Consider the following 26698-nt stretch of genomic DNA (forward strand, 5'->3'; position numbering starts at 1 on the left):
AAACGGATGCGATGCCCGAACTGCAACAGTCTCGATACGCAGGTTAAGGACTCGCGTCCGACCGAGGACTCGTCCGTGATCCGCAGGCGGCGCGTGTGCGTCGCCTGCGAATTCCGTTTCACCACCTTCGAGCGCGTGCAGCTCCGCGAGCTCACCGTGATCAAGCGCAACGGCCGCCGCGTGCCGTTCGACCGCGACAAGCTGATGCGCTCGGTGTCGATCTCCTTGCGCAAGCGGCCGGTCGAGCCGGAGCGGGTCGAGAAGATGGTCTCCACCATCGTCCGCGAGCTCGAGACCGGCGGCGAAGCCGAGATCTCCTCCGAGGTGATCGGCGAGACCGTTATGGAGCATCTGCGCACGCTCGACGACGTCGCCTATGTGCGCTTCGCCTCTGTCTATCGCAATTTCCGCGAGGCCAAGGATTTCGCCGAGGTGCTCGGCGAGCTCTCCGGTGAGGAGGAAGCGCGGCTCGCCGCGATCCGCAAATGATCTTCCGCATCCTGGAAGATCAGTTCGCGCAGAAGGCTCGCGAGGCCAGGGACGCGGACCGTCGCTTCATGGAGCTGGCACTCTCGTTGGGCAGGCGCGGGCAGGGACGCACCTGGCCCAATCCGGCCGTGGGCGCCGTCATCGTCAAGGACGGGATCATCGTCGGCCGGGGCTGGACGCAGCCGGGCGGACGGCCGCATGGCGAGCCCGAAGCGCTGCGCCGGGCAGGCGAGGCCGCGCGCGGCGCCACGCTCTACGTCACGCTGGAGCCGTGCTCGCATTTCGGCAAGTCGCCGCCTTGTGCCGACGCCGTGATCGCGGCCGGCATCAAGCGGGTGGTAGCGGCGATCGAGGATCCCAATCCTGATGTCGCCGGCCAGGGCCATGCGCGCCTGCGCGCCGCCGGTATCACGGTGGATGTCGGCCTGTGCGCGGCCGAGGCCGCCTTCGACCACGCCGGCCATTTCCGCCGCATCCGGGACCAGCGTCCGCATGTGATCCTGAAGCTCGCGGTGTCGCCCGACGGCAAGATCGGCGCGGCCGGCGGCAAGCCGATCGCGATCACGGGCGAGGCGGTGCGCAACCGCGTGCATCTGCTCCGCGCGCAGAGCGACGCCATCCTGGTCGGCATCGGCACGGTGCTGGCGGACGATCCGCAGCTCAATTGCCGCCTGCCGGGCATGGCGGCCCGTTCGCCGGTGCGCGTGGTGCTGGACCAGAGCCTGCGCATTCCCGCATCGAGCCAGCTGGTGCGCTCCGCACGCGAGACACCGCTCTGGGTGATCGCGTCCGAGCTTGCGGAAGCCGCCGCCGCGACCCGCCTGGGCGCCGCCGGTGCGCAGATCGTTCGCGTGCCGCAGGGCAGTGCGTCCGGGCTCGACCTTCCGGCCGTGCTGCATGCGCTGGCCGGGAAGGGCATCTCGCGGCTGATGGTCGAGGGCGGCAGCCGGGTTGCGGCCTCGTTCGTCGCGGCCGATCTCGTCGACGAGATCTGGCTGTTCCGCGGGGCGGAAGCGGTGGGCGAAGGCGGCGTCGATGCGCTCGATGCATTGCCCCTGTCGAAAATCACGCAGTCGCAGGCCTACAAGGTTCATGCTAGCGAGACATTCGAGCACGATACTCTCACCATCTATGAGCGCGCCTAACATGTTCACCGGCATTGTCACCGATATCGGCGAGATCGTCGGCTTCACGCCGACCGCGCAGGGCCAGCTGCACCGGCTGCGCATCGCCTGCAGCTACGATCAGTCCACCATTGCCGACGGCGCTTCGATCGCCAGCAACGGCGTGTGCCTGACCGTGGTTGCTTCCGGCGTCGCCGGCGGCAAGGATTCCAAGCAAAGGACCTGGTATGACGTCGATGCTGCCGCAGAGACGCTGGCGCTGACGACGGCGAAGCACTGGAAGCTCGGCACCAAGCTCAACCTCGAGCGCGCGCTGAAGATCGGCGACGAGCTCGGCGGCCATATCGTCGCCGGCCATGCCGACGGCATCGCCACCATCGTCAGCCGCGAGGACCTGCCCGACATGGCGCGGTTCGAGCTTTCCACGACGCGGGAGCTGGCGCGGTTCATCGCCACCAAGGGCTCGATCACGCTCGACGGCGTCTCGCTGACGGTCAATACGGTTGCGGACGTGACCTTTTCGGTGCTGATCATCCCGCACACCCTGACGGTCACGACCATCGGCGGCTGGAAGGCGGGGGCCGAGGTCAATATCGAGGTCGATTTGATGGCCCGCTACGCGGCGCGGCTGACGGAAATGAAGTGACCGGCAAAGCCGGTCGTTCCGGGGCGCGGAGCGAACTAGGGTGCGCAATTGCGCACCGAGAATCTCGAGATTCCGGGCTCGATGCTTCGCATCGCCCCGGAATGACGGTGTCTTTGAACTTGGCTTGCTGGCCTGCGGCGACTACATAGCGGCCAACCCAGACTGAACGGATTTTGACGATGGCAGACGCGCGGCGCGCACCCCTGAAGGACCAGACCGACATCTCCGGCGCACGCGCGCTGATCGTCGAGGCACGGTTCTATGACGATCTCCAGGACGCGCTGCTGGACGGCGCGGTCACCGAGCTGAAGGCGGCCGGACTGACGCATGACGTGATCACGGTTCCGGGCGCGCTGGAGATCCCGGCGGCGGTCGCGATCGCCGTCGACGCGGCTGCGGCGAACGGCAAGCCCTATGACGCCGTGATCGCGCTCGGCTGCGTGATCCGCGGCGATACCATCCATTTCGAGATCGTCTCGCAGGAATCCTCGCGCGCGCTGATGGACCTCGCGGTTGCGCGAAAACTGCCGCTCGGCAATGGCATCCTCACCGTCAACAACGAGGACCAGGCCTGGGCGCGGGCGCGTGCCAGCGAGCTCAACAAGGGCGGCGATGCCGCGCGCGCGGCGCTTGCGATGCTGCGCATCAAACGCCGCCTGGCGCGGGCTTGAGACATGGCTGACGCGAAAAAACCGGCTGGCGCTCCCGAGAAGAAGGCGAACCGCCGTGGTGCGGCGCGGCTCGCGGCCGTCCAGGCGCTGTACCAGATGGACATCGCCGGCGCCGGCATCAACGACATCTTTGCCGAGTTCGAGAGCCACTGGCTCGGCAACGAGGTCGAGGGCGACACCTATTTGCCCGCGGAAGCCGCGTTCTTCCGCGACGTCGTCTCGGGCGTGGTGCGCGACCAGAAGAAGCTCGATCCCCTGATCGACGAGGCGCTGTCGAAGGGCTGGCCGCTGAAGCGGATCGAGGCGATCCTGCGCGCGGTGCTGCGGGCCGGGGCTTATGAGCTCCAGCACCGCAAGGACGTGCCGGGCCGCGTCGTCGTCTCCGAATATGTTGACGTCGCCAATGCCTTCGTCGATCGCGAGGAGACCGGCATGGTCAACGCGGTGCTCGACCAGATCGGCCGCCAGTTTCGCGGCGACGAGTTCGGGCGGGGGTAGCCTCTGACGAGGGCGGTGAATTGATGCGAGGTGGCTGCCCGATACTCCGTCGTCATCACCCGCGAAGGCGGGTGATCCAGTACGCCGCGGCCCATCGGGTTCACACGACCGTCTCTGGAATACTGGATCGCCCGGTCAAGCCGGGCGATGACAGCGGAGAATGGGGCTAGGCTAGTGGCAGACCCGCACAATCCCTCCGGCGAAGACTCCCTCATCGCGCGCTATTTCAAGCCGCTCGCGACCGATCCCGGTGCGCTCGGGCTGGTCGACGACGCCGCTGTCCTGGCCTCATCGGGCGAGGACATCGTCGTCACCACCGACGCCGTCGTGGAGGGCGTGCACTATCTTGCCACCGACCCGCCCGACACCATCGCTCGCAAGGCGCTGCGGGTGAACCTGTCCGATCTCGCCGCCAAGGGCGCGACGCCGGCCGGCTTCGTGCTGACGCTGGCGCTGCGCAGCAAGGAGGATTCCTGGCTCCGCCCATTTGCCGACGCGCTGGGCGAGGACGTAAGAACCTTCGCGTGCCCGCTGCTCGGCGGTGACACGGTGTCGACGCCGGGGCCGCAGATGATCTCTATCACCGCCTTCGGGCGCGTGCCGAAAGGGCGGATGGTCGGCCGCACTGGTGCAAGGCCGGGCGACCTTGTCTTTGTCACGGGGACGATCGGCGATGCCGCGCTCGGTCTCGATGTGCTCACGGGCGGCGTGACGGCCGATGTGCTGAAGGGGGATCGGATCGCGCAGGATTATCTGCTCGATCGCTACCGTGTTCCCCGGCCGCGCAATGCTTTGGCGGCGGCGGTGCTCGCTCACGCCAGCGCAGCGATGGATGTCTCCGATGGCCTCGCAGGCGATCTTGCCAAGCTCTGTGCTGCCTCCGGCGTCAGTGCCTCGGTCGAGGTGCACCGCGTTCCGCTATCGCAGGCCGCCGCTGCCGCGGTCTCCGCTGTGGGCCTGGAAAAGCTTGTGTCGGGCGGGGACGATTACGAGATCCTTTGCGCCGTTCCGGAAGCCCACTGCGACGATTTTGCGCGAGGGGCCGACCAGGCGGGTGTTCCCGTCACGGCGATCGGCACCGTCGTCGCCGGCCTACAGGCGCCGCGATGGACAGATGCGCAAGGCCGCGAGGTTGTCCTGAATAGGCTTTCCTACAGTCATTTCTAGACCCTGCGACCGAACGTCCGCCGGCTGGCGCGCTCAGTCCCTCTGCTTTCCCACGATAACCGGGTAATGTCGGCAATCGCAACTGACGGACTTGATTCGGATGACGGCGGCTTCAACCGAGAGCAAGTTGCAGCCCGTTCCCGGCAGGGAATGCGGAAGCTGCAGCTTGTGCTGCAAGGTCTACAACGTTCCAGAAATCCAGAAGGCCGCAGGCAAGTGGTGCGGCCAATGCAAGCCCGGTCGAGGCTGCAAGATCCACGACAACCTGCCGGACCAGTGCGCGACGTTCAATTGCCTTTGGCGAACGGAAGCAGCAATGCCGGCGCAATGGAAGCCGGATCAGGCGAAGATGGTGGTTACCATCAATCCGATTACCCGGAATATCCAAGTCCAGGTTGATCCGGGCCTGCCGTCGGCCTGGAGCCGCCAGCCCTACCACGATCACTTGCGTCAATGGGCAACGAAGAACATGGCGAAAGGCCAGTACGTCGTCGTTCTCGTCAATGAGCTGGCGACGCTGGTTTTGCCTGACCAGGATGTGGCGCTCGGCCCGCTTGCGCCCGAGCAGAAAATCGCAGTTCGGCTCGAGCCCGGTCCGAATGGCGGTGTCTACGAGATCAAGGTTTCGACCACGCGAACGACGGACGATGGTCAGACCTTCGAAATCGCGTCCTCGTCCCGTCATCCCGTGAGATCCGCGGCCTAGACATGGCCGCCGACTAGCTTGACCACCTTCGGAGGTCGCCGGCGTGCACTGCGGCAAGCCGGCGGCCGGGTGCTCGGGATTAGGCCCAAATACCTGCCGAGATCGGCCTTTTCGGCTCTATCCGGCGTTGCACCCTCAATTTGATTTTGGCAAGCTTGCGGCTGACTAAGGCCGCCCTCGGGCGGCTTTGTTCAAAATCAAGGCGCCGCACCGCTCGACGGACAACAAAAGGCGCCGGGGGTACATCAAGGATCTGAGGCAAAAAATCACATGACAGCATTATGGTTGATAGTGCTCTGCGGAGTGCTTTCCGTCGTCTACGCGATTTGGGCGACGTCTTCGGTGTTGAGCGCGGATGCGGGGTCGCCGCGCATGCAGGAGATCGCAGGAGCCGTGCGTGAAGGCGCACAGGCCTATCTCCGGCGCCAATACACCACGATCGGTATCGTCGGCATCGTCATCTTCGTTCTGCTTGCCTATTTCCTTGGGCTCTATGTCGCGGTCGGTTTTGCCATCGGCGCCATCCTGTCCGGCGCCGCAGGCTTCATCGGCATGAACGTCTCGGTCCGCGCCAATGTGCGCACCGCCCAGGCCGCGACGACGTCGCTCGCCGGCGGCCTCGAACTCGCCTTCAAGGCGGGGGCCATCACGGGCCTGCTGGTGGCCGGTCTGGCGCTACTGGGTGTGACCCTCTATTTCGGCTTCCTGGTCCACTCGCTCAAGCTAGCGCCCGACAGCCGCACCGTGGTCGACGCCCTGGTGGCGCTCGGCTTCGGCGCCTCGCTGATCTCGATCTTCGCCCGTCTCGGCGGCGGCATCTTCACCAAGGGTGCGGACGTCGGCGGTGACCTCGTCGGCAAGGTCGAGGCCGGCATTCCCGAGGACGATCCGCGCAACCCCGCGACCATCGCCGATAACGTCGGCGACAATGTCGGCGACTGCGCCGGCATGGCCGCCGACCTGTTCGAGACCTATGCGGTGACCGCGGTCGCGACCATGGTGCTCGCGGCGATCTTCTTCGCGAAGACGCCGATCCTCGCCAACATGATGACGCTGCCGCTCGCCATCGGCGGCATCTGCATCATCACCTCGATCATCGGCACGTTCTTCGTCAAGCTCGGGCCGAGCCAGTCGATCATGGGCGCGCTCTACAAGGGCCTGATCGCAACCGGCATCCTGTCGCTGATCGGCATAGCCGTCGTGATCTACTACCTGATCGGCTTCGGCAAGCTCGACGGCGTCGCCTACACCGGCATGGCGCTGTTCGAGTGCGGCGTGGTCGGCCTGGTCGTCACCGCGCTGATCATCTGGATCACCGAATACTACACCGGCACCGACTATCGTCCGGTGAAGTCAATTGCCCAGGCCTCGGTGACCGGCCACGGCACCAACGTGATCCAGGGTCTCGCCGTCTCGATGGAGGCGACCGCGCTGCCCGCGATCGTCATCATCGCCGGCATCCTGGTCACCTACAGCCTCGCCGGCCTGTTCGGCATCGCGATCGCGACTGCCACCATGCTGGCGCTGGCCGGCATGGTCGTCGCGCTCGACGCCTTCGGCCCGGTGACGGACAACGCGGGCGGCATCGCCGAGATGGCGGGCCTGCCCAAGGAGGTGCGCAAGTCGACCGATGCGCTCGACGCGGTCGGCAACACCACCAAGGCGGTGACGAAGGGCTACGCGATCGGCTCTGCCGGTCTCGGCGCCCTCGTGCTGTTCGCGGCCTACAATGAAGACCTCAAATTCTTCATCGCCAACAAGAATGCCTACTTCCAGGGCGTCAATCCGGACTTCTCGCTGAACAACCCCTACGTGGTCGTCGGCCTCCTGTTCGGCGGCCTGCTGCCCTATCTGTTCGGCGCGATGGGCATGACGGCCGTGGGCCGTGCGGCCGGCGCGATCGTGGAGGAGGTCCGCCGTCAGTTCCGCGAGAAGCCGGGCATCATGCAGGGCACCGACAAGCCGGACTACGGCAAGGCGGTCGACCTGCTGACCCGCGCGGCGATCAAGGAGATGATCATCCCCTCGCTGCTTCCGGTGCTGTCGCCGATCGTCGTCTACTTCCTGATCTACGCGATCGCGGGCGGTGGCGCGGCCGGCAAGTCGGCGGCGTTCTCGGCGGTGGGCGCGATGCTGCTCGGCGTGATCGTGACGGGCCTGTTCGTCGCGATCTCGATGACCTCCGGCGGCGGTGCCTGGGACAACGCCAAGAAGTACATCGAGGACGGTCACTTCGGCGGCAAGGGCAGTGATGCCCACAAGTCCGCGGTGACCGGCGACACCGTCGGCGATCCCTACAAGGACACGGCCGGCCCGGCGGTGAACCCGATGATCAAGATCACCAACATCGTGGCCTTGCTGCTGCTGGCGATCCTCGCGCACTAAGGCACACGGCATCGTCTGGACTGAAGACCCCCGCGGCGCAGGCCGCGGGGGTCTTGTTTTGCGTGCGGCCAGCGCCTTCCGGGGTCATCGGAGCAAGCCGGCTCATCGGCTCGCGATCGAGCAGGGCGCGGCGGCGCGGGCCTATGGAAAAAGGGGCCGGCGACCGGGAGATGCACACACCTGAGAGGGTGTCATTTAAGGTTGCTTAACCCGCGGCCCTCTAGAAATACGAGAGGATATCGGCGGCTTCCGAGCGGGTTCCCATGAGAGACGCTCGCGACGTGTTCAGGTCATCGTCGCCTGCCGGCTGCAAATGGAGGTTCCGTTGCCTGCGCTGCCGATGAACGAGGTTGTGCGCGCGCTGATGGCGCACCCGGATGTGGCGGATGCCGTGCTCAGCTCCGAGCGGAGCCATGACGGCCGCCAGTTCGAGATCGCGTTCGTCGCGGTCGATCCCGACCGGCTGAGCGTCGGCAAGGCGAACCACCTTCAGGCCGAAACAGAGCGGAGGGTGGCGCAATGGCGCCGCGCCTTCGATCAAGCCTATCGCCATGATGCCGATAGCCTTGCGCCCTCGTTCGTAGGCTGGACCAGCAACTTCACCAACAAGCCCATTCCCGAGCCCGAAATGGCGGACTGGTTGGATCGCACGATCCAGCGCATTCGCGCGCTCGGTGCGAGGCGGGTGCTCGAGATCGGATGCGGAGTCGGGCTGCTCGTCGAGAAGCTCGCGCCCGGGTGTGAGGTGTATTGCGGGACCGACCTTTCGCCGGTCGCCGTTCAACGCTTGCGCGCGTTTGCGCAGTCGAGGCCCGAGCTTCGGCATGTCGAATTTCTGGAGCGGGAAGCCACGGATCTGACGGGCCTGTTGCCGCACTCGTTCGATGCCGTGGTGCTCAACTCGGTCGTGCAATATTTTCCGGGCATCGAATATCTGCACACAGTCCTGGATCGCGCCGCCGATCTGGTCGCTCCCGGAGGTCACATCTTCGTCGGCGACGTTCGCAATCTCGAGCTGCTGCCGGCCTTCCACCGCGAGGTCCAGGCCGCGAAGGCAGCGCCGGGTGCAACGGAGGCCTCGCTCGAGCGAAAGATCTTCCTGTCGATCGCCCAGGACCGCGAGCTGGTGATCGATCCCGGCTATTTTCAGGGCATCTCGGAGACCATCCCGCAGATCGGGGCGGCGGACGTGCTGCTCAAGCAGGGATCAAGCTATGAGCTGACCCGCTATCGCTACGACGTGGTGTTGCGTGTCGATCGCCAGACCGTCTCAGCCCGCACCGACAACAACAGCCTCGTGCCGGACATGAAGCACTGGGCGGATGAGCGTCGGCCGCTCGCCACCGACCCGATGGCCGCCGCGTTTCTTCAGCATCTCGGCATGGCGCTCGGCAACGCGTTGCGGGTCGAGCTTCCGGATGCCCAATTGCCCGCGGCAGTGATCGCGCTCAGCCAACGGGATTTCGCCGAAATCGTGCGCGCCTTGTTGCGCGCGCCGGCTGATCCCGGCAGCCGCGAAGCGGCGGAGGCATCGATATGACCGCCTATAATCTCGGGCTGCGCTTCGAAGAGGTCGCGGCGTCCTCGCCCGATGCCGTCGCCCTCATCTGCGAAGGCGACAGCCTCTCGTTCGCAGAGCTCGACAGCTCGGCAAACCGGTTGGCGCGATGGCTGATCTCGCAGGGCGTAGGCAAGGGCGTCGTGGTCTGCCTCGAACTGCCGAAGATTGTCGAGGCCTATGCGCTTGCGGTGGCCTGCATCAAGATCGGGGCGCCTTATGCGTTCCTCGATCCCGCGGCTCCGGCGGAGCGTGCCCGGCTGATGCTGGAGCGGTGCCGGCCCGCCTTGATCGTCAGCGTGCGCGAGGGATCCGGCCCGCGCACGGTGATCGGCGATGCAGCGGCCAGAGCGGCTCTGCAAGAGACCGTTTCGAAGTTCGACGACGGCAATCTGCCGCTGACGTCCCTGATCACCGGCGTTGATCCGGCCTATGTCATGTTCACCTCGGGCTCGACGGGCGAGCCGAAAGGCGTGGTCATCCCGCATCAAGGGGTGCTCCATCTGATCGCGTGGGCGAAGAGCGATCTTGGAATTGGACCGCAAGACCGCCTGACCAATGTCAATCCGATCTACTTCGACAATTCGGTCTTCGACATCTATGCGGCCTTGCTGAACGGAGCGGCGATCGTTGCGCTGGACGCGCTGAAGGGAAGGCCGCCTGCGGAGCTGGTGGCGGAGATCACGAAGCATCAGTGCACGTTCTTCTTTGCCGTGCCGACGCTGTTCATGTTCCTGGACTCCATGCATCTGCTGGGCCCCGAATGGCTGCCGAGCGTCAGCCGTTTCATGTTCGGCGGCGAGGGGTTTCCGCTGGCCCGGCTGCGCCGCTTCCACGACGCGTTTGCCGGCAAGGCAAAGCTGATCAACTGCTACGGCCCGACCGAGACGAGCTGCATCTGCAGCGGCTTCGAGATCGTCGAATCCGTTTTCGACACCGACGACGGGTTGGCTCCGCTCGGACAGCTCAATCCCAACTTCAGCTACCGGATTCTGGACGAAGACAGGAAGCCGGTCGCCGCGGGCACTGCCGGCGAGTTGTGGCTGGGCGGCCCGTGTGTGGGGCTCGGCTACATCAACAATCCGCAAGAGACGGCCCGCCGTTTCTGTCAGGATCCGCTGATCGAGGGCTATCGGTCGATCCTGTATCGGACCGGCGACCTCGTGGAGGCCGAGGCTGAAACGGGCGTGCTCCGTTTCCGTGGCCGTGCCGACAACCAGGTCAAGCTTCGGGGCTACCGGGTCGAGCTCGAGGAGATCGACCACGCGCTGGTGGCCTGCGAGGGGATCACCCGTGCGCTTGCCGTGGTGCTCCACGATGCCACTGGCGCAAGCCGGCTGCTCGCCGCCTATTCGGGTGCAAAAACCGCGGACGGCGATTTGCGTCAGCACTGCGCCGCGCGCCTTCCGGCCTACATGGTGCCGAGCCGGTTCGTCTGGCTGGAGAACATTCCCGTCAACGCCAATGGCAAGGCCGACCGGCGCTCGGTGGCGTCCCTGCTCGGTGAAGCGGTCGCGAGGGCCTCGTAGATGCGACGGCCCGCAGCGCTTGCGCGCATCCTCCGATGAGCATCGAAAGCCAGTCCTACGGCTACACGGCCACGGGCTTGCTCGTGAAGCCGTCGTGGCGGTTGATCCCCCAGATCGACCGCGATCCGAACCTCGTGGCGGGCGTCCAGGCCACCCGCGGCCGCTTGCTGCTCTGGTGCACCGTCGTGCTGCTCACCGTGCTGTTCTGGCGGATCGGTGTCGATTTCTCGGCGGCGGCTCTTGCGGTGGCGTGCGCCTATGTCGGGCGGCACCGGCGTGTGCTGATCCTGCTGGCAACCGTGCTGCTGCTTTACCGGAGCGGCTTCCTGATCGATCGCCCCTTCCTCGAGCGGATGGCCGTCACCGAAGGCGTCGCGGACCGGATCCATCAGCCGCTGCTGGAGGCGGTCACGCTGGTGGTGGTGCTTGCGCTGTTCGCGGGCCTGCTGGTCTTGCAGGGATCAGCGAGCACGGCGCTTCGCCGCCCGACGCTCAGCCTCCTCGTCGCATTCCTGGCGCTTCTCGCGCTGACGCAGGCGCCGGTGATGGCCGGCATGCCGCGCGTCCTGCTCTGGTCGTTCCTGATGACCTCGCAGCCCTATCTCTGGTTCCTCGCTTACGGTCTGGTCGATGCGAGCAAGAAGCGGTCTCCGGTGTGGCAGCGCCTGAGCGTCTTTCATCCCTTCTGGGGATCGTCGCTGACGCCGTTCGGGAAGGGGCTGGCCTATCTCGAACGCTTCGAGGCCAAGACACCGGAAGAGCTCGCGGTCACGCAGCTCAAGGGCGTCAAGCTGGCGGCCTGGATCCTCGTGCTGGCGATCGTCAAGATTTGCCTCGGCGAGCTCGTCCACGGTCGTTTGCAGCTTCCGATGTTCGACGACAACCTGCTGCAATATCTCGCCGGCCATCCTTTGCCGCGCCTCGTCGGATGGGCGAGCCTCGTCAGCTTCTTCGTGGAAGACCTGCTGGGCATGACGGTGTTCGGCGGCGTCATCGTCGCGACGGCGCGGCTCGCTGGATTTCGCCTGCTGCGCAACACCTGGCGGCCCCTGGAGTCGACGACGCTCGCCGACTTCTGGAATCGCTACTACTTCTATTACAAGGAACTGCTGGTCGATCACTTCTTCTACCCGACCTTCATTCGTTGCTTCCGCGGCCATCGCCGGCTTCGCATGTTCTTCGCCACCTTCATGGCGGCGTGCGTCGGCAACCTGCTGTTCCATTTCATTCGCGACATTCATTTCGTCGGCGACATGGGCCTTTGGCGGGCCGTGGTCGGCGAGCAGTCGCATGCGTTCTACACGTTCGTCCTGGCCGTCAGCGTGGGGCTCTCGCAGATGCGCCGCGCGCCGCAGCCGGCCTCGCGTGGATGGCTGCGCCGCCGCTTGCTGCCGTGCCTGTGGGTTTCGACCTTCTTCTGTCTCATCCACGTCTTCGACGCGCCGCTGGACCGCGAGCACACGCTCCTGCAGCGCGGCGAATTCCTGTTCTACCTCCTGGGAGTAACGACATGACCGCGAAAGCCGGGCCTGAAATCAGGTCGCAGATGCGCCGCTACATCGAGCAGCGGCTGCTCATGAAGGGCGACGGTGCGCCGCTTCATGACGACGATCTGCTGTTCACCAGCGGGCGCCTCGATTCACTCGACGCCGTCGAGCTCGTGATGAGCATCGAGACCGACTATGGGATCAATTTCGCCGACATCGGTTTCGACCTGACGCGCCTCGACTCGATCTCGGCCATTGCGGCGCTGGTCGGACAGCCGTCAGCCCAACCCGCCTAGCGCTTTCGCGCAAGGCGGGATGCCGGTTCGACCCAGCGCTACTGCACGTCCATCTGCAGCCCTTCCTTCTGGATGATGCCGGCGAACTTCTTCGTCTCGGCGTCCACGAAGTCGGCGAACTGCTGCGGGGTGCCATAGTCGGCGCGGGCGCCCATGGCGGCGATGTTCTTCTTCACGTCGTCGCGCTCCAGCATCGCCTTGACCTGGAGATTGAGCGCCTCGAGCACGGCGGGCTGGACGCCCTTCGGCAGGAACACCGAGAACCAGGACGAGACGTCGAAGTTCGAAAGCTCCGGCGCGCTCTCGCGCATGGTCGGCAGGTCTTTCGCGAGATCGCTGCGGTCGGTGGTGGTGACGCAGAGACCGGTGAGCGTGCCGTTCTGGACCTGCGGCAGGCTCGGATAGAGATTGTCGAACAGGATCTGGATGTCGCCGGCGAGCGCGGCCTGCAGCGCCGGCCCTGCGCCGCGGAACGGAATGTGCGTCATCTTCAGCCCTGTGAGCTGGAGAAACCAGGCGCCGGTGAGGTGAGGGCTCTGGCCGACGCCGGAGGAGGCGTAGCTCAACTTGTCCGGATTGGCCTTCAGATAGGCGATCAGCTCGGCGATCGACTTGATGCCGGTCTTGGGATGCGCCGAGACGATGTTCGGGATCCGGATCATGTTGGAGACCGGCTGGAGCTGGTCAGGCTTGTAGGTCAGATTCTTGAAGATGCTGTAGGCGATCGCGTTCGGACCGGGGTTGCCGATCAGGATGGTGTGGCCGTCAGGCTTGGCGCGGACCACCTCGGCGGTGCCGATCGTGCCGCCGCCGCCGGAGCGGTTTTCCACGACGACAGACTGGCCCCAAATGGGCTGCAAATGGGCGGCGAGGAGCCGGCCCATGACGTCGGTCGAGCCGCCCGCCGCAGCCGGCACGATGACGCGGACCGTCTCGGTCGGTTTCCAATCCGCCAGGCTCGATCGCGGCAGTATCGCTGCGGCTGTGAGGCCGGCGGCACCGGTGAGAACGCGGCGGCGGGACAACAAATTTTTGGGCACGAATCCACTCCCTGCTTCTTGTTTTGCAGGGAGCGTAGGGAACCCGGCGCGCAACGGCAAGTCGGAGGCGAAGGCAAGTCCCGCGCGAACAGCGGCACGACGCCGCAGGCCCGAAAACGCTATAGGTGCTCAGTCTTTGAAGCTGATCAGCTTGAAGATTGGCGCGAGGTAGCTCATCTCCTGGCCCGACGTCGGCGTGGTGCGGCTGACGAAGTCGAAGATCTTGCCGTCCTGCAGACCGTAATTGGCCAGCCGACGCACGCGCCGGTTCTTGTCGAAATAGATCGCGATCACGCGCTGATCGACCACCTTCTGGTTCATGAAGGCGACCATCCGCTCCGAGCGCTGCGAGATGTAATAGAAGACCTCACCGTCGAGGGTGGCGACCGTGGAGGGCGTGCCCATCACGATCAGCACCTGGTCCTGGCTTGCGCCGATCGGAATCTGCTCCAGCGCGCCGGGCGGCAGGATGTAGCCCTTCTGGAACTGCTCGCCGGTGCAGCCGGCCAGCGCTATGCCGACGAGGGCCGCAGCGGCAGCCAGGCGCAGGCCGCGCCAACGTGCATGAAGGCCGCGCCGCTTGTCCGCGCGCAGGCCGGTCTGGTTCGTTATCGTCATAGCGGAACTGATTCCGTCCCCTTGCGTCGCGCGAGGCGCTGAAGTACCGGGCTGGGCGTCTGAATGCAACTCGCGCGCGCCCGCTTGCGGAAACCACAATGCTTTGGCCGTTCAATCACTTCAGGAAACCCCGGCTTGCCCCGGCGCGCACCATTGAAGCCATCTATGGCATGATCGTGACGCAGGCGCGAGAACCCATATTTTACCGTGACTTGGGCGTGCCGGATACGGTTAACGGGCGTTTCGACCTGTTGCTGCTGCATCTGTGGCTGCTCCTGCGCCGCCTGCGCACGGTCCAGCACGCCACCGAGCTGTCGCAGGCGCTGTTCGACCGCTTCTGCGAGGACATGGACGACAATCTGCGCGAGATGGGTATCGGCGACCAGACCGTGCCGAAGCGGATGCGGGCGTTCGGGGAGGCCTTTTACGGCCGCGTGCAGGCCTATGATCAGGCCGTGGAGGGCGGGGCTGAGGCGCTGGCGGCCGCGATCTGCAAGAATATCTTGAACGGGACCGGCCTGGAGCAGGCCCGGCAGCTCGCGGCCTATGCCGTGGCCACCGAGGCCGATCTCGGCCGGACCGAAGAGGCCGCGCTGCTGGGGGCGTCCTTCAAGTTTCCCCCGGCACTTTCCGAGGATATTTCGCCATGAGCCGACCAAACACCGGATCCGAGCCCGATCCCTGGCGGGCCCCCATCATCGTGGCCCAGATTCCCGAGGCCGGCCTGCATCGCGAGCTCGAGGCATCGGCCGGCGAGCGGCAGGCCATGGCCGGGCTTGCCGGCCTGCGCGAGATCCTGTCGGCCCATGCCAGCTTCGACGTCGTGCCGAAGAGCGGTGGCCGCGTCCAGGTCACGGGGCTGGTCCGGGCCCGGGTCGGCCAGACCTGCGTGGTCACGCTCGATCCGATCGAGAGCGAGGTCGACGAGGAGGTGGACCTGACGTTCGCGCCCGAGGCCGAGGCACGGCGCCTGGCCGACCTGATCGAGGAGGGGCAGGACGACGAGGAGCCGCCGGAGGTGATCGATCCGCCGGAAGCCATCGTCAACGGCATCATCGACCTCGGCCGACTCGCCACCGATGCCCTGTTCCTGGCGATCGACCCCTATCCGCGCAAGCCGGGCGTCGTGTTCGAGGCGGAGGTTACCGCCCCCGATCCGGAGGACCATCCGTTCGCGGTGCTGAAGGCGCTTCAGGACGGGAAGAAGAAGGGCGAGTAGTTGCCGATTCCCCCGTAAGACCGCTGCCGCGGGGCACGAGGTGTCTGCGGCGGCGGTTTGAAAGTCCGGCTTATCTGATTGATTTCCATGGATTTCTTCTGAATCCGCCGGTTCGCGGCCGGATCGCCCTGAACGCAAAAGGCTGGGGGCAAGAGGTTGTTTCGGGATAACAAAACGCTATTGTCGCGCCCCGGTCCGGGTGCGGCGTGGCGCTTGGCCGGTCGCCATGTCCATGGCGAACCCATTTGCGGACCCGCTCGTTCAAGACCGCACCAGACCAGGTTTCCAGGACTTTCATGCCCAGCAAGGTTCGCATCGCGCTTGACGCCATGGGTGGCGACGACGGCGCCGCCGTGGTCATTCCCGGCGCCGCCATCTCGCTGGCCAGGCATCGCGACACCGAATTCCTGCTGGTCGGGGACCGGGCCAAGATCGAGCCCGAGCTCGAGCGGCATCCCCAGCTCAAGGCCGCCTCCAAGATCGTCCATACCGACGTCGCCGTCAGCGGCTCGGACAAGCCGAGCCAGGCGCTGCGGCGCGGCCGCAAGACGTCCTCGATGTGGCTCGCCATCGACGCGGTGAAGAAGGGCGAAGCCGATGTCGCGGTCTCCGCCGGCAATACCGGCGCGCTGATGGCGATGTCGCGCTTCCATCTGCGCACGCTGCCAAGCATCGACCGCCCGGCCATCTCCGCGATCTGGCCGACCAAGCGCGGCTCGTCCGTTGTTCTCGACCTCGGCGCCACCCTCGGTGGAGATGCCCATCATCTGGTGTCGATGGCGGTCATGGGCGCGGCCAAGGCGAGCGTGCTGTTCAACAAGAAGCGGCCCACGGTCGGCCTGCTCAACATCGGGACCGAGGAGGTCAAGGGGCACGAGGAGATCCGCGAAGCCAGCGAGATCCTCCGCGCGCGGAACCTGCCCGAGCTCGACTATATCGGCTTCGTCGAGGGGGACGACATCGGCAAGGGGGCCGCCGACGTCATCGTGACCGAAGGTTTCAGCGGTAACATCGCGCTCAAGACCGCCGAGGGAACCGCGCGGCAGATGGCCGAGTTGCTTCGTAATGAGTTGCAGCGGAGCTGGCTGTCCAGGCTCGGCTATCTCTTTGCCCGCCGCGCCTTCCAAGCCCTGCGCGACAAGATGGATCCCAACAAGTCCAACGGCGGCGTGCTGCTTGGGCTGAACGGGATCGTGGTCAAGAGCCACGGTGGAACCAGCGCCGAAGGCTTTGCCTATGCGATCGATGTTGGCTATGAGATGGCTCACTACGATCTCCTGAACAAGATCAATCAGATGCTCAACCGCGAGGGTGGTGCACTTAGTTCCGTGCAGGCCGCGCAGGAGGCTGTTTCGTGACGAAAATCCGTTCGGTCGTGCTCGGCTGCGGCTCCTACCTGCCGGAGCAGGTGGTGACCAACGCCCAACTGGCGGCGCGTATCGACACCTCCGACGAGTGGATCGTCCAGCGCACCGGCATTCGCGAGCGGCACATCGCGGCCGAGGGCGAGTTCACCTCGCACCTCGCCATCAAGGCGGCGCAGGCCGCGCTCAGCGATGCCGGGCTGGATGCGCAATCGATCGACCTGATCGTGCTGGCGACCTCCACGCCCGACAACACCTTCCCCGCGACCGCCGTCGCCGTGCAGCACGGGCTCGGCATCAATCACGGCGCGGCCTTCGACCTGCAGGCGGTGTGCTCGGGCTTCGTGTTCGCGCTCGCGACCGCCGACAATTTCCTGCGCACCGGCGCCTTCAAGCGCGCGCTGGTGATCGGCGCGGAGACCTTCTCGCGCATCCTCGACTGGAACGACCGCGGCACCTGCGTGCTGTTCGGCGACGGTGCCGGCGCGGTGGTGCTGGAGGCGCAGGAGCAGCCGGGCGATGCGGCGACCGACCGCGGCATCGTCACCACGCACCTACGCTCCGACGGCCGCCACAAGGCCAAGCTGTTCGTCGACGGCGGGCCGTCCTCGACCCAGACCGTCGGCCATCTGCGCATGGAGGGCCGCGAGGTCTTCAAGCATGCGGTCGGCATGATCACCGACGTGATCGTCGATGCCTTCCAGGCGACCGGGCTCAACGCCGACAGCATCAACTGGTTCGTGCCGCATCAGGCCAACAAGCGAATCATCGACGCCTCCGCCCACAAGCTGCACATCGCGCCGGAGAAGGTGGTGCTGACGGTGGACCGTCACGGCAACACCTCGGCGGCCTCGATTCCGCTGGCGCTGTCGGTGGCGCGCAGGGACGGCCGCGTCAAGAAGGGCGACATGGTCCTTTTGGAAGCCATGGGCGGCGGCTTCACCTGGGGCTCGGCGCTGGTGCGCTGGTAGCGCCACAGTCGATAAAATTTTGCCGGAATCAGTCGCGATTATCGATGCGTCTGCATTGATGAGCGCTGTTGACCGCCGTATCGTAAGCTCATAATTTCAGACAACAATTGTTCGCCGTGATGTGGGGCAGGGCGATGACCGATCAAAGTAAAACCGTAACGCGTGTCGATCTCTGCGAAGCCGTCTACCAGAAGGTGGGGCTGTCGCGGACGGAGTCGTCTGCGTTCGTGGAACTCGTGCTGAAGGAGATCACCGACTGCCTTGAAAAGGGCGAGACGGTGAAGCTGTCCTCGTTCGGCTCCTTCATGGTGCGCAAGAAGGGTCAGCGTATCGGCCGCAACCCGAAGACCGGCACCGAGGTGCCGATCTCGCCGCGCCGCGTCATGGTGTTCAAGCCGTCGGCGATCCTGAAGCAGCGCATCAATTCCCAGCACCGCACCAACGGCGACGCCAGCAAGGCTCAACCCGAGGCGTAACGCCCAACGGATAAGGACAGGCATTTGGACAAGGCGCCGGATGCGTTCCGAACCATCAGCGAAGTAGCGCAGGAACTCGACATTCCGCAGCACGTGCTGCGGTTCTGGGAGACCCGGTTCTCCCAGATCAAGCCGATGAAGCGCAGCGGCGGCCGCCGCTATTACCGCCCCGACGACGTCGACCTGCTCAAGGGCATCCGCCGCCTCCTCTACGGGGAGGGCTACACCATTCGCGGGGTGCAGCGGATCCTGAAGGAGCACGGCGTCAAGTCGGTGCAGGGCCTTGCCGACGGCGCGGCCGCGGTCTCCTTCGGAGCCATCGAGGACGCCATCGGCGCCAGCCTGATGGAGCCGGACGACGAGGGCCCCATCAAGGGCATCGCGGACGCCGACGATGACGACTACCAGGGGGATGAGGAGGAAGGCATCGACTTCCGCTTCACGGAGGTCGACGACGAGGAGATCCTCACCACCTTCCGCAAGGGCGGCACGCCCGCCGCGCCCGCCGGCCCCAGCGCGCTGGACCGGGAGCGCCTCGGAAAGGTGCTTGCCGACCTTGTCGCCTGCCGGGAGATGCTGGATCAGGCCCTGAAGGACGGGTAGGGGCGCATTTCGCGAGCCTTGCCGTTGTTCCGGGCCCTCGCGGCCTCCCGGCCGATGAAGCCGAGGCACCAAAATGGTGTGACCTCGCCTTGCGCATCGCGCCGATCCTAGCTAATGGAACGACGTTCGGAGCGTGGCGCAGCCCGGTTAGCGCACTAGTCTGGGAGACTAGGGGTCGGAGGTTCAAATCCTCTCGCTCCGACCATTTTTTCAAAAGCAGCTGTTGGGTGGAATGGCCGTCGGCGTGGAGCCTGCTTCCGCCGGTGATGTGGCCGTGCGATCGGTCGCGGATGGCAGCTTGGTAGACCGCCAAATCAAAACAACGAAAACAACCCCATGCACAGTAGCGAGCCGTTGGCGGAATGACGGTTTTCCGAATTAGTTCTGACCCGTCGGGCAAAACAGGGGTATTGTGCAATCGTGCGAGCCGGTGGGGGATGTAATTGGACTGCACTGCACTGCTCTGCATGCCCGCACTGAAAGCCTCGCCTGAGTTGGCGGGTGACCCGTCCGTCGACGCCGAGCCTCTGGTCCGTTATTTGCGCAATGATCTGAAGGCTGCGCGTACTTCTTCTGAAAACAGCTTCGGCTCCTCCCAGGCGGCGAAATGTCCGCCACGTTCGGCCTCGCTGAAATAGGCCAGGCTGGGGTACATAATCTCGGCCCAGCTTCGGGGCGCAGCAAAGATTTCGCCAGGGAACGTCGTAAATCCCACGGGGACCGCGACCGCAGGAGGAGACTTGCCGGCCGCACGGGCTGCGGCCTGTCCGGCCTCCCAGTACCACCGTGCGGCCGAGGCCCCGGTGCCGGTCAGCCAGTACAGCGTGACGTTGTCGAGGATGCTGTCCCGAGTGAGATTGCCCGCGGGCTTACCCTCCACGAACGCTCGGGAAATCTTGTAGTAGCTGTCCGTGTCGTGGTCGAGCATCCAGCTCGCGAGCCCGAGGGGTGAATTCAGCAGGGAGTAGCCGATCGTCTGAGGCCGCGTCGACTGCTCCAGGAAGTAGCCAAAGCCACTCGCCCTGAACGCCGCGGCCGCCTTCTGCGCCGTGCGTTCCTTCTCGGATTCTGCGGGCAGTTTGTCGGACATTGCCGCCACACCCGCGAGCAGGTTAACGTGGATGCCCAGAAGTCCATTGGGGGCTTGGCGCCCCATCGCATCCGTTACTGCCGCACCTACGTCGCCACCCTGGGCGACGTAGCGCGTGTAGCCGAGGCGATCCATCAGCGCCGCCCACGCACGCGCGATGCGCGCGGCGTCCCAGCCGAGTTCGGTCGGCTCTCCCGAGAAGCCGTAGCCAGGCAAGGATGGAAGCACCAGGTGGAATGCATCGTTGGAAGTGCCACCATATTTGGTCGGGTCAGTCAGGGGGCCGACTGTATCGAGGAGCTCGATGACCGAGCCAGGCCAGCCGTGCGTCATGATTAGCGGCAGCGCGTTCTCATGCCTGGACTTGACGTGGATGAAATGGATCTTCACCCCGTCGATCACGGTCGTGAACTGTGGCAGCGCGTTCAGCCGCGCCTCGCACTTGCGCCAGTCGTACTCAGTCGACCAGTAGCGGGCGAGCGCCCGCAGCGTCGCCAGCTGCACGCCCTGCGACCGATCCGCAACGAGCTCTTTGGTGGGCCAGCGCGTGGCCGCGAGGCGCCGGCGGAGATCAGCGAGGTCTTCACCCCGGACATTGATGCGGAAGGGAAGAATTGCGTCGGCCTTGGTCGTAGCGGGCGGGGTCTCTCCTTGCTTCGATTGTGCGCGTGCGGCGACGAAATGTATTGGAAGCAAGCTGACGGCACCAGTTGCGGCTGCCCCTGCGAGAAGGCTGCGCCGGGTGGGCGAAGAGGAGATTGCGGTCATGGTCGGCCTCCTTGTTTGCAAGCCCGCTCCCAAACTAACCGACGAACCAAGGCTGGTCCTACCTCAAATACCCCACCACCATCCTCGTCGTCTCGTCCACCAGCGTCTTTACCGTCTTCTCCGACCGCATCTCCGCCTGGTTCAGCACCGTGTTGTGCGCGACGGCTTCGATTGCGCTGACGCAGATGAAGGCGGCTAGGCTAGGGTCGATCTTGCGCATCTCCTTGCGGCGGCTTTCGAGATAGGCCCGGACGAGGGCGTGGACCTCGTGGTTGAAGGCTTCGACCTCGGCGAGGTGGCCGGAGCGGGGGATCTGTTCGGCGAGGACCCTGTGCAGGTCCGGGTCGATGTGATGGGCCTCGATCGCGACGGTGACGAGGCGGCGCACCGCTCTCTCGATCGGCATGTCCGCAACCTCGGCGAAGGCGGCGCGGACGATCGTCATGATCTCGTCGTTGTGACGATTGATCACGGCAGCGACGAGCGCTTCCTTGCTCGGAAAATACTGGTAGAGCGAGCCGACGCTGACGCCGGCGATCTCGGCGATGCGGTTGGTGCTCGTCTTCTCGAAACCTTCACGGACCAGAATGCGAGCGGTCGCCTCGACCAGCGCGTCGACGGTGGCGCGCGAGCGCGCCTGCGAGGCGTTTTTCCGCGGGTTTGTCGGCGGTTTGCGGGCCATGGGCTTGCGATCCCGAATGCGAGTAGAAAAAGCGAGTGATCGCTCGCATTATATCCGCGTGCGGTGGGCTGTCGGCAAGCCTCTTTGTCGCCATATGGATGCCGAGCCAAATGGAGGACGGACGATGAGCGTCGCACGACTTGTATCGGCCCTGCAGTTTTGTCCTGTCATCTGCGCGCCGCGCAATCGCGATCCCGCGCCCAGCCTGCAGAGCCGCGCCTTCAACCTGCTGCTCGGGCAGCTCCCTTACAAGCAGCAGCTCGCATCCGCCGAGGCCGTGCAGGCGCATGTGCAGAAGCTGGCGCTCGCGCCGGCCTCCTTCGAGCCGACGGGCCTCGGGCGCGGCGTCGAAGCGGTGTTGACCAAGATGGGCGGATGGCCGGTCTATTACACCGCGCCGTCGTCGGGCCATGAGGGCTGCAACTACGTGATGTTCCTGCATGGCGGCGGTTTCATCAACGAGATCGTGCCGGCGCATTGGCGGTTCGTCGGACAGATGACGCGCAAGGCGCGCGTGTGCTGCGTCGTGCCGATTTATCCGCTGGCGCCGCGCGCGACCGCTAGGGATGTCGTGCCGGCGACGGCCGAGCTGCTCCGCATGCTGCTCGAGGATGCCGGCAGCGCAAAGGTCACGGTGGTCGGCAATTCCGCCGGCGCGGGGCTCGCGCTCGCGGCGTGCCAGTGGCTGCGCGATCGCGGCCATCGGCAGCCGCACCGGCTGATGCTGATCTCGCCCGCGGCCGATGCGTCCGTGAGCCGTCCGGAGCAGGTTGCGATCGCCGCGCGCGATCCGATCCAGGACATTCCGGGGATCGTCGAGGCGGGACGGCTCTATGCCGGCGAGCTCGATGTCGGCCATCCCTTCGTCAGCCCGCTCAACGGCGCCTTCCGCGCGCTGGCGCCGATGACGATTTTTTCGGGCACGCGCGACCTGCTCTACCCCGACAGCGTCGATCTTGCGGAGCGGGCGAGGGCGGTGGGCGTTGCGGTCGAGCTGCATCTGCTCCGCGACCAGCCGCACAATTATGCGCTGATGCCGACGCCGGAGGGACGGCGTGCGCGTGCGCTGATCATGCGGGCGATAGCTTAGGGGGCAAAGCTAAAGGGCAAAGCTAAAGGGAAGGTGTGACTGACGTCACAGGGCGCGCAGCCTCGGTGGGTCTGGCGCTGGCAGTGCTCGGACAGGGGAAGGCTGCCCCGGGCGTTTCCTCGATAGACGTAATTTTACGGGGCCGTCAGGCGTGGCCCTTGATCTCGTAGTGACCCGGCACGCATTTGTAGCGCTCGAGGCGCCAGTTGGCGTGATAGATCGGATGCTCGCCCATCCATTTCGCCAATGGTGCCTGTGCGCCGATTGCACACTGCATCATCGACATCTCGGGCGTCATGTTGCTGTCGGTCACGATTTCCTCGACGCAAGCGCCCGAGGCAGATGCACCTAGCCGGCAGAGCACGGCAACGACGGTCACGAACATTCCTGTCACCTCATCGGTAGTTTCAGACCACGAAGAGGATGCAAGCGGAGTGCCAGAGCCTGTGACACAAACAACACGCTGGCCTGGACGACTCGACCCAGCGTCCGTCCTCATTTGACGATTCGGATTGTAAAAAAATTGCCCCTAAACCGAAGCCGGACAAATACGGGAACCGGAAAGGGATGTGTGGATTGTAAGCGCCGGGCCGCTTTCCGCTTGTGAGGCCGTTCACAGGGGCTGGCACGCCGATAGGTTCGGTTTGGTACGGATACGCGCCGGGCGCGCGGGACCGCCACAGGATCGCGGGATACGCGAGGGCGATTCCGTATCGGTCGCGCCGGTGCAGTTTCTGTTCAAGCAGGACGACGAGGCGGTGCTCGCGCGCGTCCGCGTGCTCGCGGACGAGGATCGCATGCCGTCATCATCGACAGCGTCGTGCCGCGCTCGGATCTTTCGAATAGTCCGCAGCCCGAAATAACGAATGTCGACCGATCCGCTTTTACCTGCGGTTGCGTCGCTGCTACATTTTGCGCGCACGCTCGCGAATGGCGTAGCGACGGAAGAAACATACCGACAAGGGAGGGGCCGAAAGTCCCATGAAGGATTTTGCTGGAAAGATCGCAGTCATCACCGGCGGCGGCACGGGAATGGGGCGCGAGCTCGCGCGGCAGCTCGTTGCCGAAGGCTGCAACGTTGCCATGTGCGACGTCTCGGAGGCTGCGATGGCCGAGACCAAGCGGCTATGCGAGGTCGAGAAGCTGCCGCAGGGCCTGCGCGTCACGACGCATGTCGCCGACGTCGCGATCGAGGATCATCTGAAGCGTTTCCGCGACGAGCTCGCCGAGCAGCAGAAGACGGACAGGATCCATCTCCTGTTCAACAATGCGGGCATCGGGGGCGGCGGCAGCCTGTTCACCAACACGCGCGAGCAGTGGGAGCGCACCTTCAACATCTGCTGGGGCGGCGTCTATCTCGGCGTGCGCACCTTCCTGCCGATGCTGGTCGCGGCCGACGAGGCCCACATCGTCAACACCGCCAGCGTCAACGGCTTCTGGGCCTCGATCGGCATGGGGCAGGCGCACACCGCCTACAGCTCGGCCAAGTTCGCGGTGAAGGGATTCACCGAAGCGCTGATCAACGATTTGCGCCTGCACGCCCCGCACGTCAAATGCTCGGTGGTGATGCCCGGCCATATCGGCACCTCGATCGTCTCCAATTCGCGCAAGGTGCAGAGCACGGACGGCTCGGAGCGGCTCAACGCCGACGAGGTCGCGCTGACCCGCAAGCGCATGGTCGCCGCCGGCGTGCCGGATGCGGAGAAGATGTCGGACGAGGACATCCAGGCCGTGTTCGCCGAACGCGCCCGCAGCTTCCTGGAGGACGCGCCGACGACCGCCGCGCAGGCCGCGAAGATCATTCTCGACGGCGTCAAGGCGGAGCGCTGGCGCATCCTCGTCGGCGACGACGCGAGGCGCCTCGACGAGCGCGTACGCACCACGCCCGAGCAGGCCTATGACCGCGCCTTCTACGAGAGTTTTACACAGGAGGTCGGCTGGCGACTCGGCTGAACTGGCTTCGCGCTGCCGGCCGGTGAACGCGCGCCAATATGGGTATGATGACCGTCATGGCAAGAGGCGCGCACGTCACCTCGCGTAATTTGGCGTGCCACCTCTTGCCATCGTTTGCAGCCTCATGACGAATTGGAATGTCACGCATGCGACATCGTCCGTCGTTCACCGATCGTTCAAGCGATGGTGATGCCAAACGGCTCTCATTCGGTGCACGGCAGCTTGGTTGGCGAACCAAAATAGTTTAGTCAGTCAGGGTAACGCGATGATAGAGCGTAGCTCCGATGATACCCGCATGCCTCTCCGACGACTGGATCCTCTGCCCGGAGCGAGAGGATATCTCCTCTGAGTTCACGCGGCTCCTCACCGCGGCCCAGGAGGGCGGCGCCACCATCGCGGAATGCCTGATGATCGCGCGGCAGCTCAAGCGCGGCGAGGACCAATCCTGGCATCGCGAGTGGAAGAAGCTCGCGCAGACCAATCGCCATCGCGCCGAGGCCGCGTTCGCCGAGGGCCACATGGCGACCGCGCAGCGCAACTGGCTTCGCGCGCTGAACTACTATGGTGCTGCGGCGATGCCGCTCGACCAGGCCGACGAACGCCGATGGGTCGCGGTGCTGGCGATGCAGGAATGCGCCCGCCGCTATCTCACGGCGCGCGCGCCGGCCGGCGAGGTCGTGACGATTCCCTGGGTCGAGGACCACGCGCTGCAAGGTTACTTCCTGCCCGCGAGCGCGGGCAGAGCGCGGGCACCGACCGTGATCTGCATCGGCGAGCCCGGCCATCGCAAGGAGGAATTCCTGTTCAAGCTCGCGCCGCATGCGCGCGAGCGCGGCTTGTCGATGCTGGCGCTGGACCTGCTCGGCGACCAGCGCGACGACTATACCGACAGCCTGTTGCAACGGCGCGATCTCGAGAGCTCGATTGCGAGCGTGATGGACTATCTGGAGACGCGCGACGACGTCGATTTCGACCGCGTCGCCATCGTCGCGGACGGGTGGGGCTCCTCTTTCGTAGCGCGCGCGGTGCTGCAGGAGCCGCGGCTGGCCGCGGCGGTCTGCGACGGCGGGCTGTGGGATCTGCACGAACGATCGTTCTTCGCCAGCCGCTTTGCCATGAGCGACCTCAGCATCGTCCCGGTGCCGCATGCGCCGCTGATGGCCTCCAGCGCCGACTGTCCGGTGCTGATCACGCTCGGCGAAGATGGCTGGCTCAAGGCCGACCGGGCCCGCCAGATCGTCCAGCAATCCCGGCTCGGCAGCTCGGATATCATGCTGAAGGTGTTCACTGCGGCGGAGACCGGCGCGGCGCAGGCCCATGCCGACAATCCGAGCCTTGCCAACGAATACATCTTCGACTGGCTGGAAACGCGCCTCGGCGCCGGGCAAGGAATCTAAGCGCGCGAGCGCGCGCTTTTCGAACGAGCCGGCGTCTCAGAAGTCGAGCGAGATCCTGACGCAGGCCTTCTCCAGCCGGGTCTTCAGCGTCGCAAGCTTGCCGGTGAATTCGGTCAGCTCGTTCTCGTCGAACTCCTGGAAGACGAATTCGCGAATCGTCTTGTACTGCTCGTTCAGGCTCGCGATGTGCTTCTGGGTCTTGTCGACCAGCGAGAGCCGCACGACCCGGGCGTCGGTCGGCGAGGGACGCCGGCGCAGCAGGCCTTTCTTCTCCAGCAGCTTGGACTGGGTGGTGACGAAGGAGGGATCGACGTGGAGCAGCTTGGAGACCACGTTGACCGGCACGCCGTCGTCCTTGTCGAGGTCGGAGATCGCCATCAGGATCAACCATTGCGGGCCGCTGATGCCGAGCGTTCTCGCCCAGAACTGACGCAGCTCCTCCAGATACATGTTGATCGAGGATATCTCCCAGGTGAAGCGCCTGATGATATCCAGATTGCCGACGGAGCGCAGACGCGCTCCTTCTTTCCTCGTCGCGGACACAGCATCACTCCCGTGAAATGATTCTTCAGGCCGGTGTTCGTGGAGGGGCATAGTCCACGCAAGCCTGCCCTGACGCAAGTGCAGGGCAGGGTTATTTTGTCACTAAAATTACAAAGATGAGCCGCTCAGTATATTGGGCGGGCCCGAGTGTTGCGTGCGGGGCACAGGTTTAGTGAAACCAGAAAGCTTACTCAATAAACTATTTTGATAAGTGGAACGGCGCAGGCATATTGCCCCGCGACGGTGGGGGGTACTCAATCGTCCCGTTGCAGGTGGTTCGCTCACGTCCCTCGCGTCGAATGCGGGTGTGTCCGAAAGCGCGAAGCGG

At 65.2% G+C, this 26698-nt stretch carries 27 protein-coding genes and 1 tRNA gene; 22 read left to right on the top strand and 6 right to left on the bottom strand.

Annotated features, from left to right (window positions below; translation table 11 throughout):
• Positions 1–6 precede the first annotated feature (6 nt).
• The 12 genes from nrdR to A7X65_RS04395 all read left to right on the top strand — a co-directional run bounded on the left by nrdR (position 7) and on the right by A7X65_RS04395 (position 12556).
• Entirely contained in the window at positions 7–489 is a 483-nt protein-coding gene (gene nrdR / locus A7X65_RS04340; protein WP_063683081.1) for a transcriptional regulator NrdR, read from the top strand.
• The gene (gene ribD, locus A7X65_RS04345; RefSeq protein ID WP_063683082.1) at positions 486–1634 is read left to right on the top strand and encodes a bifunctional diaminohydroxyphosphoribosylaminopyrimidine deaminase/5-amino-6-(5-phosphoribosylamino)uracil reductase RibD; all 1149 of its coding nucleotides are present in this window, start codon (positions 486–488) and stop codon (positions 1632–1634) included. The genes nrdR and ribD overlap by 4 nt, the downstream gene beginning before the upstream one ends.
• Position 1635: 1 nt before the next feature.
• On the top strand, positions 1636–2259 hold the full coding sequence (locus A7X65_RS04350) for a riboflavin synthase (RefSeq protein ID WP_063683083.1): 624 nt from the start codon (positions 1636–1638) through the stop codon (positions 2257–2259).
• Between the two features lie 179 nt (positions 2260–2438).
• The gene (gene ribH / locus A7X65_RS04355; RefSeq protein WP_063683084.1) at positions 2439–2930 is read left to right on the top strand and encodes a 6,7-dimethyl-8-ribityllumazine synthase; all 492 of its coding nucleotides are present in this window, start codon (positions 2439–2441) and stop codon (positions 2928–2930) included.
• A 3-nt stretch (positions 2931–2933) separates the two neighbouring features.
• A complete protein-coding gene (gene nusB / locus A7X65_RS04360; protein WP_063683085.1) occupies positions 2934–3428 on the top strand; it encodes a transcription antitermination factor NusB in 495 nt (164 codons plus the stop codon).
• 174 nt (positions 3429–3602) lie between these two features.
• Positions 3603–4595, top strand: a complete 993-nt coding sequence (gene thiL / locus A7X65_RS04365; protein WP_167358206.1) for a thiamine-phosphate kinase — start codon at positions 3603–3605, stop codon at positions 4593–4595.
• Positions 4596–4695: 100 nt separating this feature from the next.
• Entirely contained in the window at positions 4696–5301 is a 606-nt protein-coding gene (locus A7X65_RS04370; RefSeq protein WP_063683087.1) for a hypothetical protein, read from the top strand.
• Between the two features lie 270 nt (positions 5302–5571).
• A complete protein-coding gene (locus A7X65_RS04375) occupies positions 5572–7686 on the top strand; it encodes a sodium-translocating pyrophosphatase (protein WP_063683088.1) in 2115 nt (704 codons plus the stop codon).
• Positions 7687–8011: 325 nt separating this feature from the next.
• Complete coding sequence (locus A7X65_RS04380; protein ID WP_245323263.1) at positions 8012–9226, top strand: class I SAM-dependent methyltransferase; 1215 nt, start codon at positions 8012–8014, stop codon at positions 9224–9226.
• Positions 9223–10773: an amino acid adenylation domain-containing protein gene (locus A7X65_RS04385; protein ID WP_063683089.1), complete on the top strand. Its 1551-nt coding sequence runs from the start codon at positions 9223–9225 to the stop codon at positions 10771–10773. Before A7X65_RS04380 ends, A7X65_RS04385 begins: the two co-directional genes overlap by 4 nt.
• Before the next feature lie 35 nt (positions 10774–10808).
• A complete protein-coding gene (locus A7X65_RS04390) occupies positions 10809–12287 on the top strand; it encodes a hypothetical protein (protein ID WP_063683090.1) in 1479 nt (492 codons plus the stop codon).
• Positions 12284–12556: an acyl carrier protein gene (locus tag A7X65_RS04395; protein ID WP_063683091.1), complete on the top strand. Its 273-nt coding sequence runs from the start codon at positions 12284–12286 to the stop codon at positions 12554–12556. Before A7X65_RS04390 ends, A7X65_RS04395 begins: the two co-directional genes overlap by 4 nt.
• A gap of 38 nt (positions 12557–12594) precedes the next feature.
• Here A7X65_RS04395 and A7X65_RS04400 read toward each other — a convergent pair whose 3' ends face one another.
• Positions 12595–13596 (bottom strand): Bug family tripartite tricarboxylate transporter substrate binding protein, encoded by a 1002-nt coding sequence (locus A7X65_RS04400; protein ID WP_063683092.1) that lies wholly within the window; start codon positions 13594–13596, stop codon positions 12595–12597.
• 129 nt (positions 13597–13725) lie between these two features.
• Positions 13726–14214, bottom strand: a complete 489-nt coding sequence (locus A7X65_RS04405; RefSeq protein ID WP_063683093.1) for an outer membrane protein assembly factor BamE — start codon at positions 14212–14214, stop codon at positions 13726–13728.
• A gap of 98 nt (positions 14215–14312) precedes the next feature.
• Here A7X65_RS04405 and A7X65_RS04410 point away from each other — a divergent pair, with 98 nt between their 5' ends.
• From A7X65_RS04410 to A7X65_RS04440, 7 genes are all read left to right on the top strand, one after another.
• Positions 14313–14864: a ubiquinol-cytochrome C chaperone family protein gene (locus tag A7X65_RS04410; protein WP_063683094.1), complete on the top strand. Its 552-nt coding sequence runs from the start codon at positions 14313–14315 to the stop codon at positions 14862–14864.
• On the top strand, positions 14861–15433 hold the full coding sequence (locus A7X65_RS04415; protein ID WP_063683095.1) for a YceD family protein: 573 nt from the start codon (positions 14861–14863) through the stop codon (positions 15431–15433). Before A7X65_RS04410 ends, A7X65_RS04415 begins: the two co-directional genes overlap by 4 nt.
• A 296-nt stretch (positions 15434–15729) precedes the next feature.
• Complete coding sequence (plsX, locus tag A7X65_RS04420; protein ID WP_063683096.1) at positions 15730–16791, top strand: phosphate acyltransferase PlsX; 1062 nt, start codon at positions 15730–15732, stop codon at positions 16789–16791.
• Positions 16788–17768, top strand: a complete 981-nt coding sequence (locus A7X65_RS04425; protein ID WP_063683097.1) for a beta-ketoacyl-ACP synthase III — start codon at positions 16788–16790, stop codon at positions 17766–17768. The genes plsX and A7X65_RS04425 overlap by 4 nt, the downstream gene beginning before the upstream one ends.
• A 134-nt stretch (positions 17769–17902) precedes the next feature.
• A complete protein-coding gene (locus A7X65_RS04430; RefSeq protein ID WP_027548240.1) occupies positions 17903–18244 on the top strand; it encodes an integration host factor subunit alpha in 342 nt (113 codons plus the stop codon).
• Between the two features lie 24 nt (positions 18245–18268).
• The gene (locus tag A7X65_RS04435; RefSeq protein WP_063683098.1) at positions 18269–18847 is read left to right on the top strand and encodes a MerR family transcriptional regulator; all 579 of its coding nucleotides are present in this window, start codon (positions 18269–18271) and stop codon (positions 18845–18847) included.
• A 127-nt stretch (positions 18848–18974) separates the two neighbouring features.
• Positions 18975–19052: transfer RNA gene (locus A7X65_RS04440), tRNA-Pro, on the top strand.
• Positions 19053–19382: 330 nt separating this feature from the next.
• Here A7X65_RS04440 and A7X65_RS04445 read toward each other — a convergent pair.
• Positions 19383–20705 carry an epoxide hydrolase family protein gene (locus A7X65_RS04445; RefSeq protein ID WP_063683099.1) on the bottom strand — a complete coding sequence of 441 codons (1323 nt, stop codon included), beginning with the start codon at positions 20703–20705 and terminating at the stop codon, positions 19383–19385.
• Between the two features lie 58 nt (positions 20706–20763).
• Positions 20764–21387: a TetR/AcrR family transcriptional regulator gene (locus A7X65_RS04450; protein WP_063683100.1), complete on the bottom strand. Its 624-nt coding sequence runs from the start codon at positions 21385–21387 to the stop codon at positions 20764–20766.
• Positions 21388–21511: 124 nt separating this feature from the next.
• Between A7X65_RS04450 and A7X65_RS04455 the strand changes: the two genes are divergently transcribed.
• The gene (locus tag A7X65_RS04455) at positions 21512–22477 is read left to right on the top strand and encodes an alpha/beta fold hydrolase (RefSeq protein ID WP_082884821.1); all 966 of its coding nucleotides are present in this window, start codon (positions 21512–21514) and stop codon (positions 22475–22477) included.
• 145 nt (positions 22478–22622) lie between these two features.
• Here A7X65_RS04455 and A7X65_RS04460 read toward each other — a convergent pair whose 3' ends face one another.
• A complete protein-coding gene (locus A7X65_RS04460; protein ID WP_027547402.1) occupies positions 22623–22862 on the bottom strand; it encodes a hypothetical protein in 240 nt (79 codons plus the stop codon).
• Positions 22863–23458: 596 nt separating this feature from the next.
• Here A7X65_RS04460 and A7X65_RS04465 point away from each other — a divergent pair.
• Positions 23459–24430 (top strand): SDR family NAD(P)-dependent oxidoreductase, encoded by a 972-nt coding sequence (locus tag A7X65_RS04465; protein WP_063683101.1) that lies wholly within the window; start codon positions 23459–23461, stop codon positions 24428–24430.
• Positions 24431–24714: 284 nt separating this feature from the next.
• A complete protein-coding gene (locus A7X65_RS04470; protein WP_063683102.1) occupies positions 24715–25827 on the top strand; it encodes an alpha/beta hydrolase family protein in 1113 nt (370 codons plus the stop codon).
• A 36-nt stretch (positions 25828–25863) separates the two neighbouring features.
• Here the strand turns inward: A7X65_RS04470 and A7X65_RS04475 are convergent, their stop codons facing one another.
• On the bottom strand, positions 25864–26370 hold the full coding sequence (locus A7X65_RS04475) for a MarR family winged helix-turn-helix transcriptional regulator (protein WP_063683103.1): 507 nt from the start codon (positions 26368–26370) through the stop codon (positions 25864–25866).
• Positions 26371–26698: the final 328 nt, after the last annotated feature.

It is taken from the genome of Bradyrhizobium stylosanthis, assembly GCF_001641335.1.
GTDB classification, from domain to species: Bacteria; Pseudomonadota; Alphaproteobacteria; order Rhizobiales; family Xanthobacteraceae; genus Bradyrhizobium; species Bradyrhizobium stylosanthis.

What these genes read in the sequence shown, in the direction of transcription:
- nrdR (WP_063683081.1), top strand. Translation starts at nt 7, where the DNA reads ATGCGATGCCCGAACTGCAACAGTCTCGATACGCAGGTTAAGGACTCG.
- ribD (WP_063683082.1), top strand. Translation starts at nt 486, where the DNA reads ATGATCTTCCGCATCCTGGAAGATCAGTTCGCGCAGAAGGCTCGCGAG.
- A7X65_RS04350 (WP_063683083.1), top strand. Translation starts at nt 1,636, where the DNA reads ATGTTCACCGGCATTGTCACCGATATCGGCGAGATCGTCGGCTTCACG.
- ribH (WP_063683084.1), top strand. Translation starts at nt 2,439, where the DNA reads ATGGCAGACGCGCGGCGCGCACCCCTGAAGGACCAGACCGACATCTCC.
- nusB (WP_063683085.1), top strand. Translation starts at nt 2,934, where the DNA reads ATGGCTGACGCGAAAAAACCGGCTGGCGCTCCCGAGAAGAAGGCGAAC.
- A7X65_RS04370 (WP_063683087.1), top strand. Translation starts at nt 4,696, where the DNA reads ATGACGGCGGCTTCAACCGAGAGCAAGTTGCAGCCCGTTCCCGGCAGG.
- A7X65_RS04375 (WP_063683088.1), top strand. Translation starts at nt 5,572, where the DNA reads ATGACAGCATTATGGTTGATAGTGCTCTGCGGAGTGCTTTCCGTCGTC.
- A7X65_RS04385 (WP_063683089.1), top strand. Translation starts at nt 9,223, where the DNA reads ATGACCGCCTATAATCTCGGGCTGCGCTTCGAAGAGGTCGCGGCGTCC.
- A7X65_RS04390 (WP_063683090.1), top strand. Translation starts at nt 10,809, where the DNA reads ATGAGCATCGAAAGCCAGTCCTACGGCTACACGGCCACGGGCTTGCTC.
- A7X65_RS04395 (WP_063683091.1), top strand. Translation starts at nt 12,284, where the DNA reads ATGACCGCGAAAGCCGGGCCTGAAATCAGGTCGCAGATGCGCCGCTAC.
- A7X65_RS04405 (WP_063683093.1), bottom strand. Translation starts at nt 14,214, where the DNA reads ATGACGATAACGAACCAGACCGGCCTGCGCGCGGACAAGCGGCGCGGC.
- A7X65_RS04410 (WP_063683094.1), top strand. Translation starts at nt 14,313, where the DNA reads ATGCTTTGGCCGTTCAATCACTTCAGGAAACCCCGGCTTGCCCCGGCG.
- A7X65_RS04415 (WP_063683095.1), top strand. Translation starts at nt 14,861, where the DNA reads ATGAGCCGACCAAACACCGGATCCGAGCCCGATCCCTGGCGGGCCCCC.
- plsX (WP_063683096.1), top strand. Translation starts at nt 15,730, where the DNA reads ATGCCCAGCAAGGTTCGCATCGCGCTTGACGCCATGGGTGGCGACGAC.
- A7X65_RS04430 (WP_027548240.1), top strand. Translation starts at nt 17,903, where the DNA reads ATGACCGATCAAAGTAAAACCGTAACGCGTGTCGATCTCTGCGAAGCC.
- A7X65_RS04445 (WP_063683099.1), bottom strand. Translation starts at nt 20,705, where the DNA reads ATGACCGCAATCTCCTCTTCGCCCACCCGGCGCAGCCTTCTCGCAGGG.
- A7X65_RS04450 (WP_063683100.1), bottom strand. Translation starts at nt 21,387, where the DNA reads ATGGCCCGCAAACCGCCGACAAACCCGCGGAAAAACGCCTCGCAGGCG.
- A7X65_RS04455 (WP_082884821.1), top strand. Translation starts at nt 21,512, where the DNA reads ATGAGCGTCGCACGACTTGTATCGGCCCTGCAGTTTTGTCCTGTCATC.
- A7X65_RS04460 (WP_027547402.1), bottom strand. Translation starts at nt 22,862, where the DNA reads ATGTTCGTGACCGTCGTTGCCGTGCTCTGCCGGCTAGGTGCATCTGCC.
- A7X65_RS04465 (WP_063683101.1), top strand. Translation starts at nt 23,459, where the DNA reads ATGAAGGATTTTGCTGGAAAGATCGCAGTCATCACCGGCGGCGGCACG.
- A7X65_RS04470 (WP_063683102.1), top strand. Translation starts at nt 24,715, where the DNA reads ATGATACCCGCATGCCTCTCCGACGACTGGATCCTCTGCCCGGAGCGA.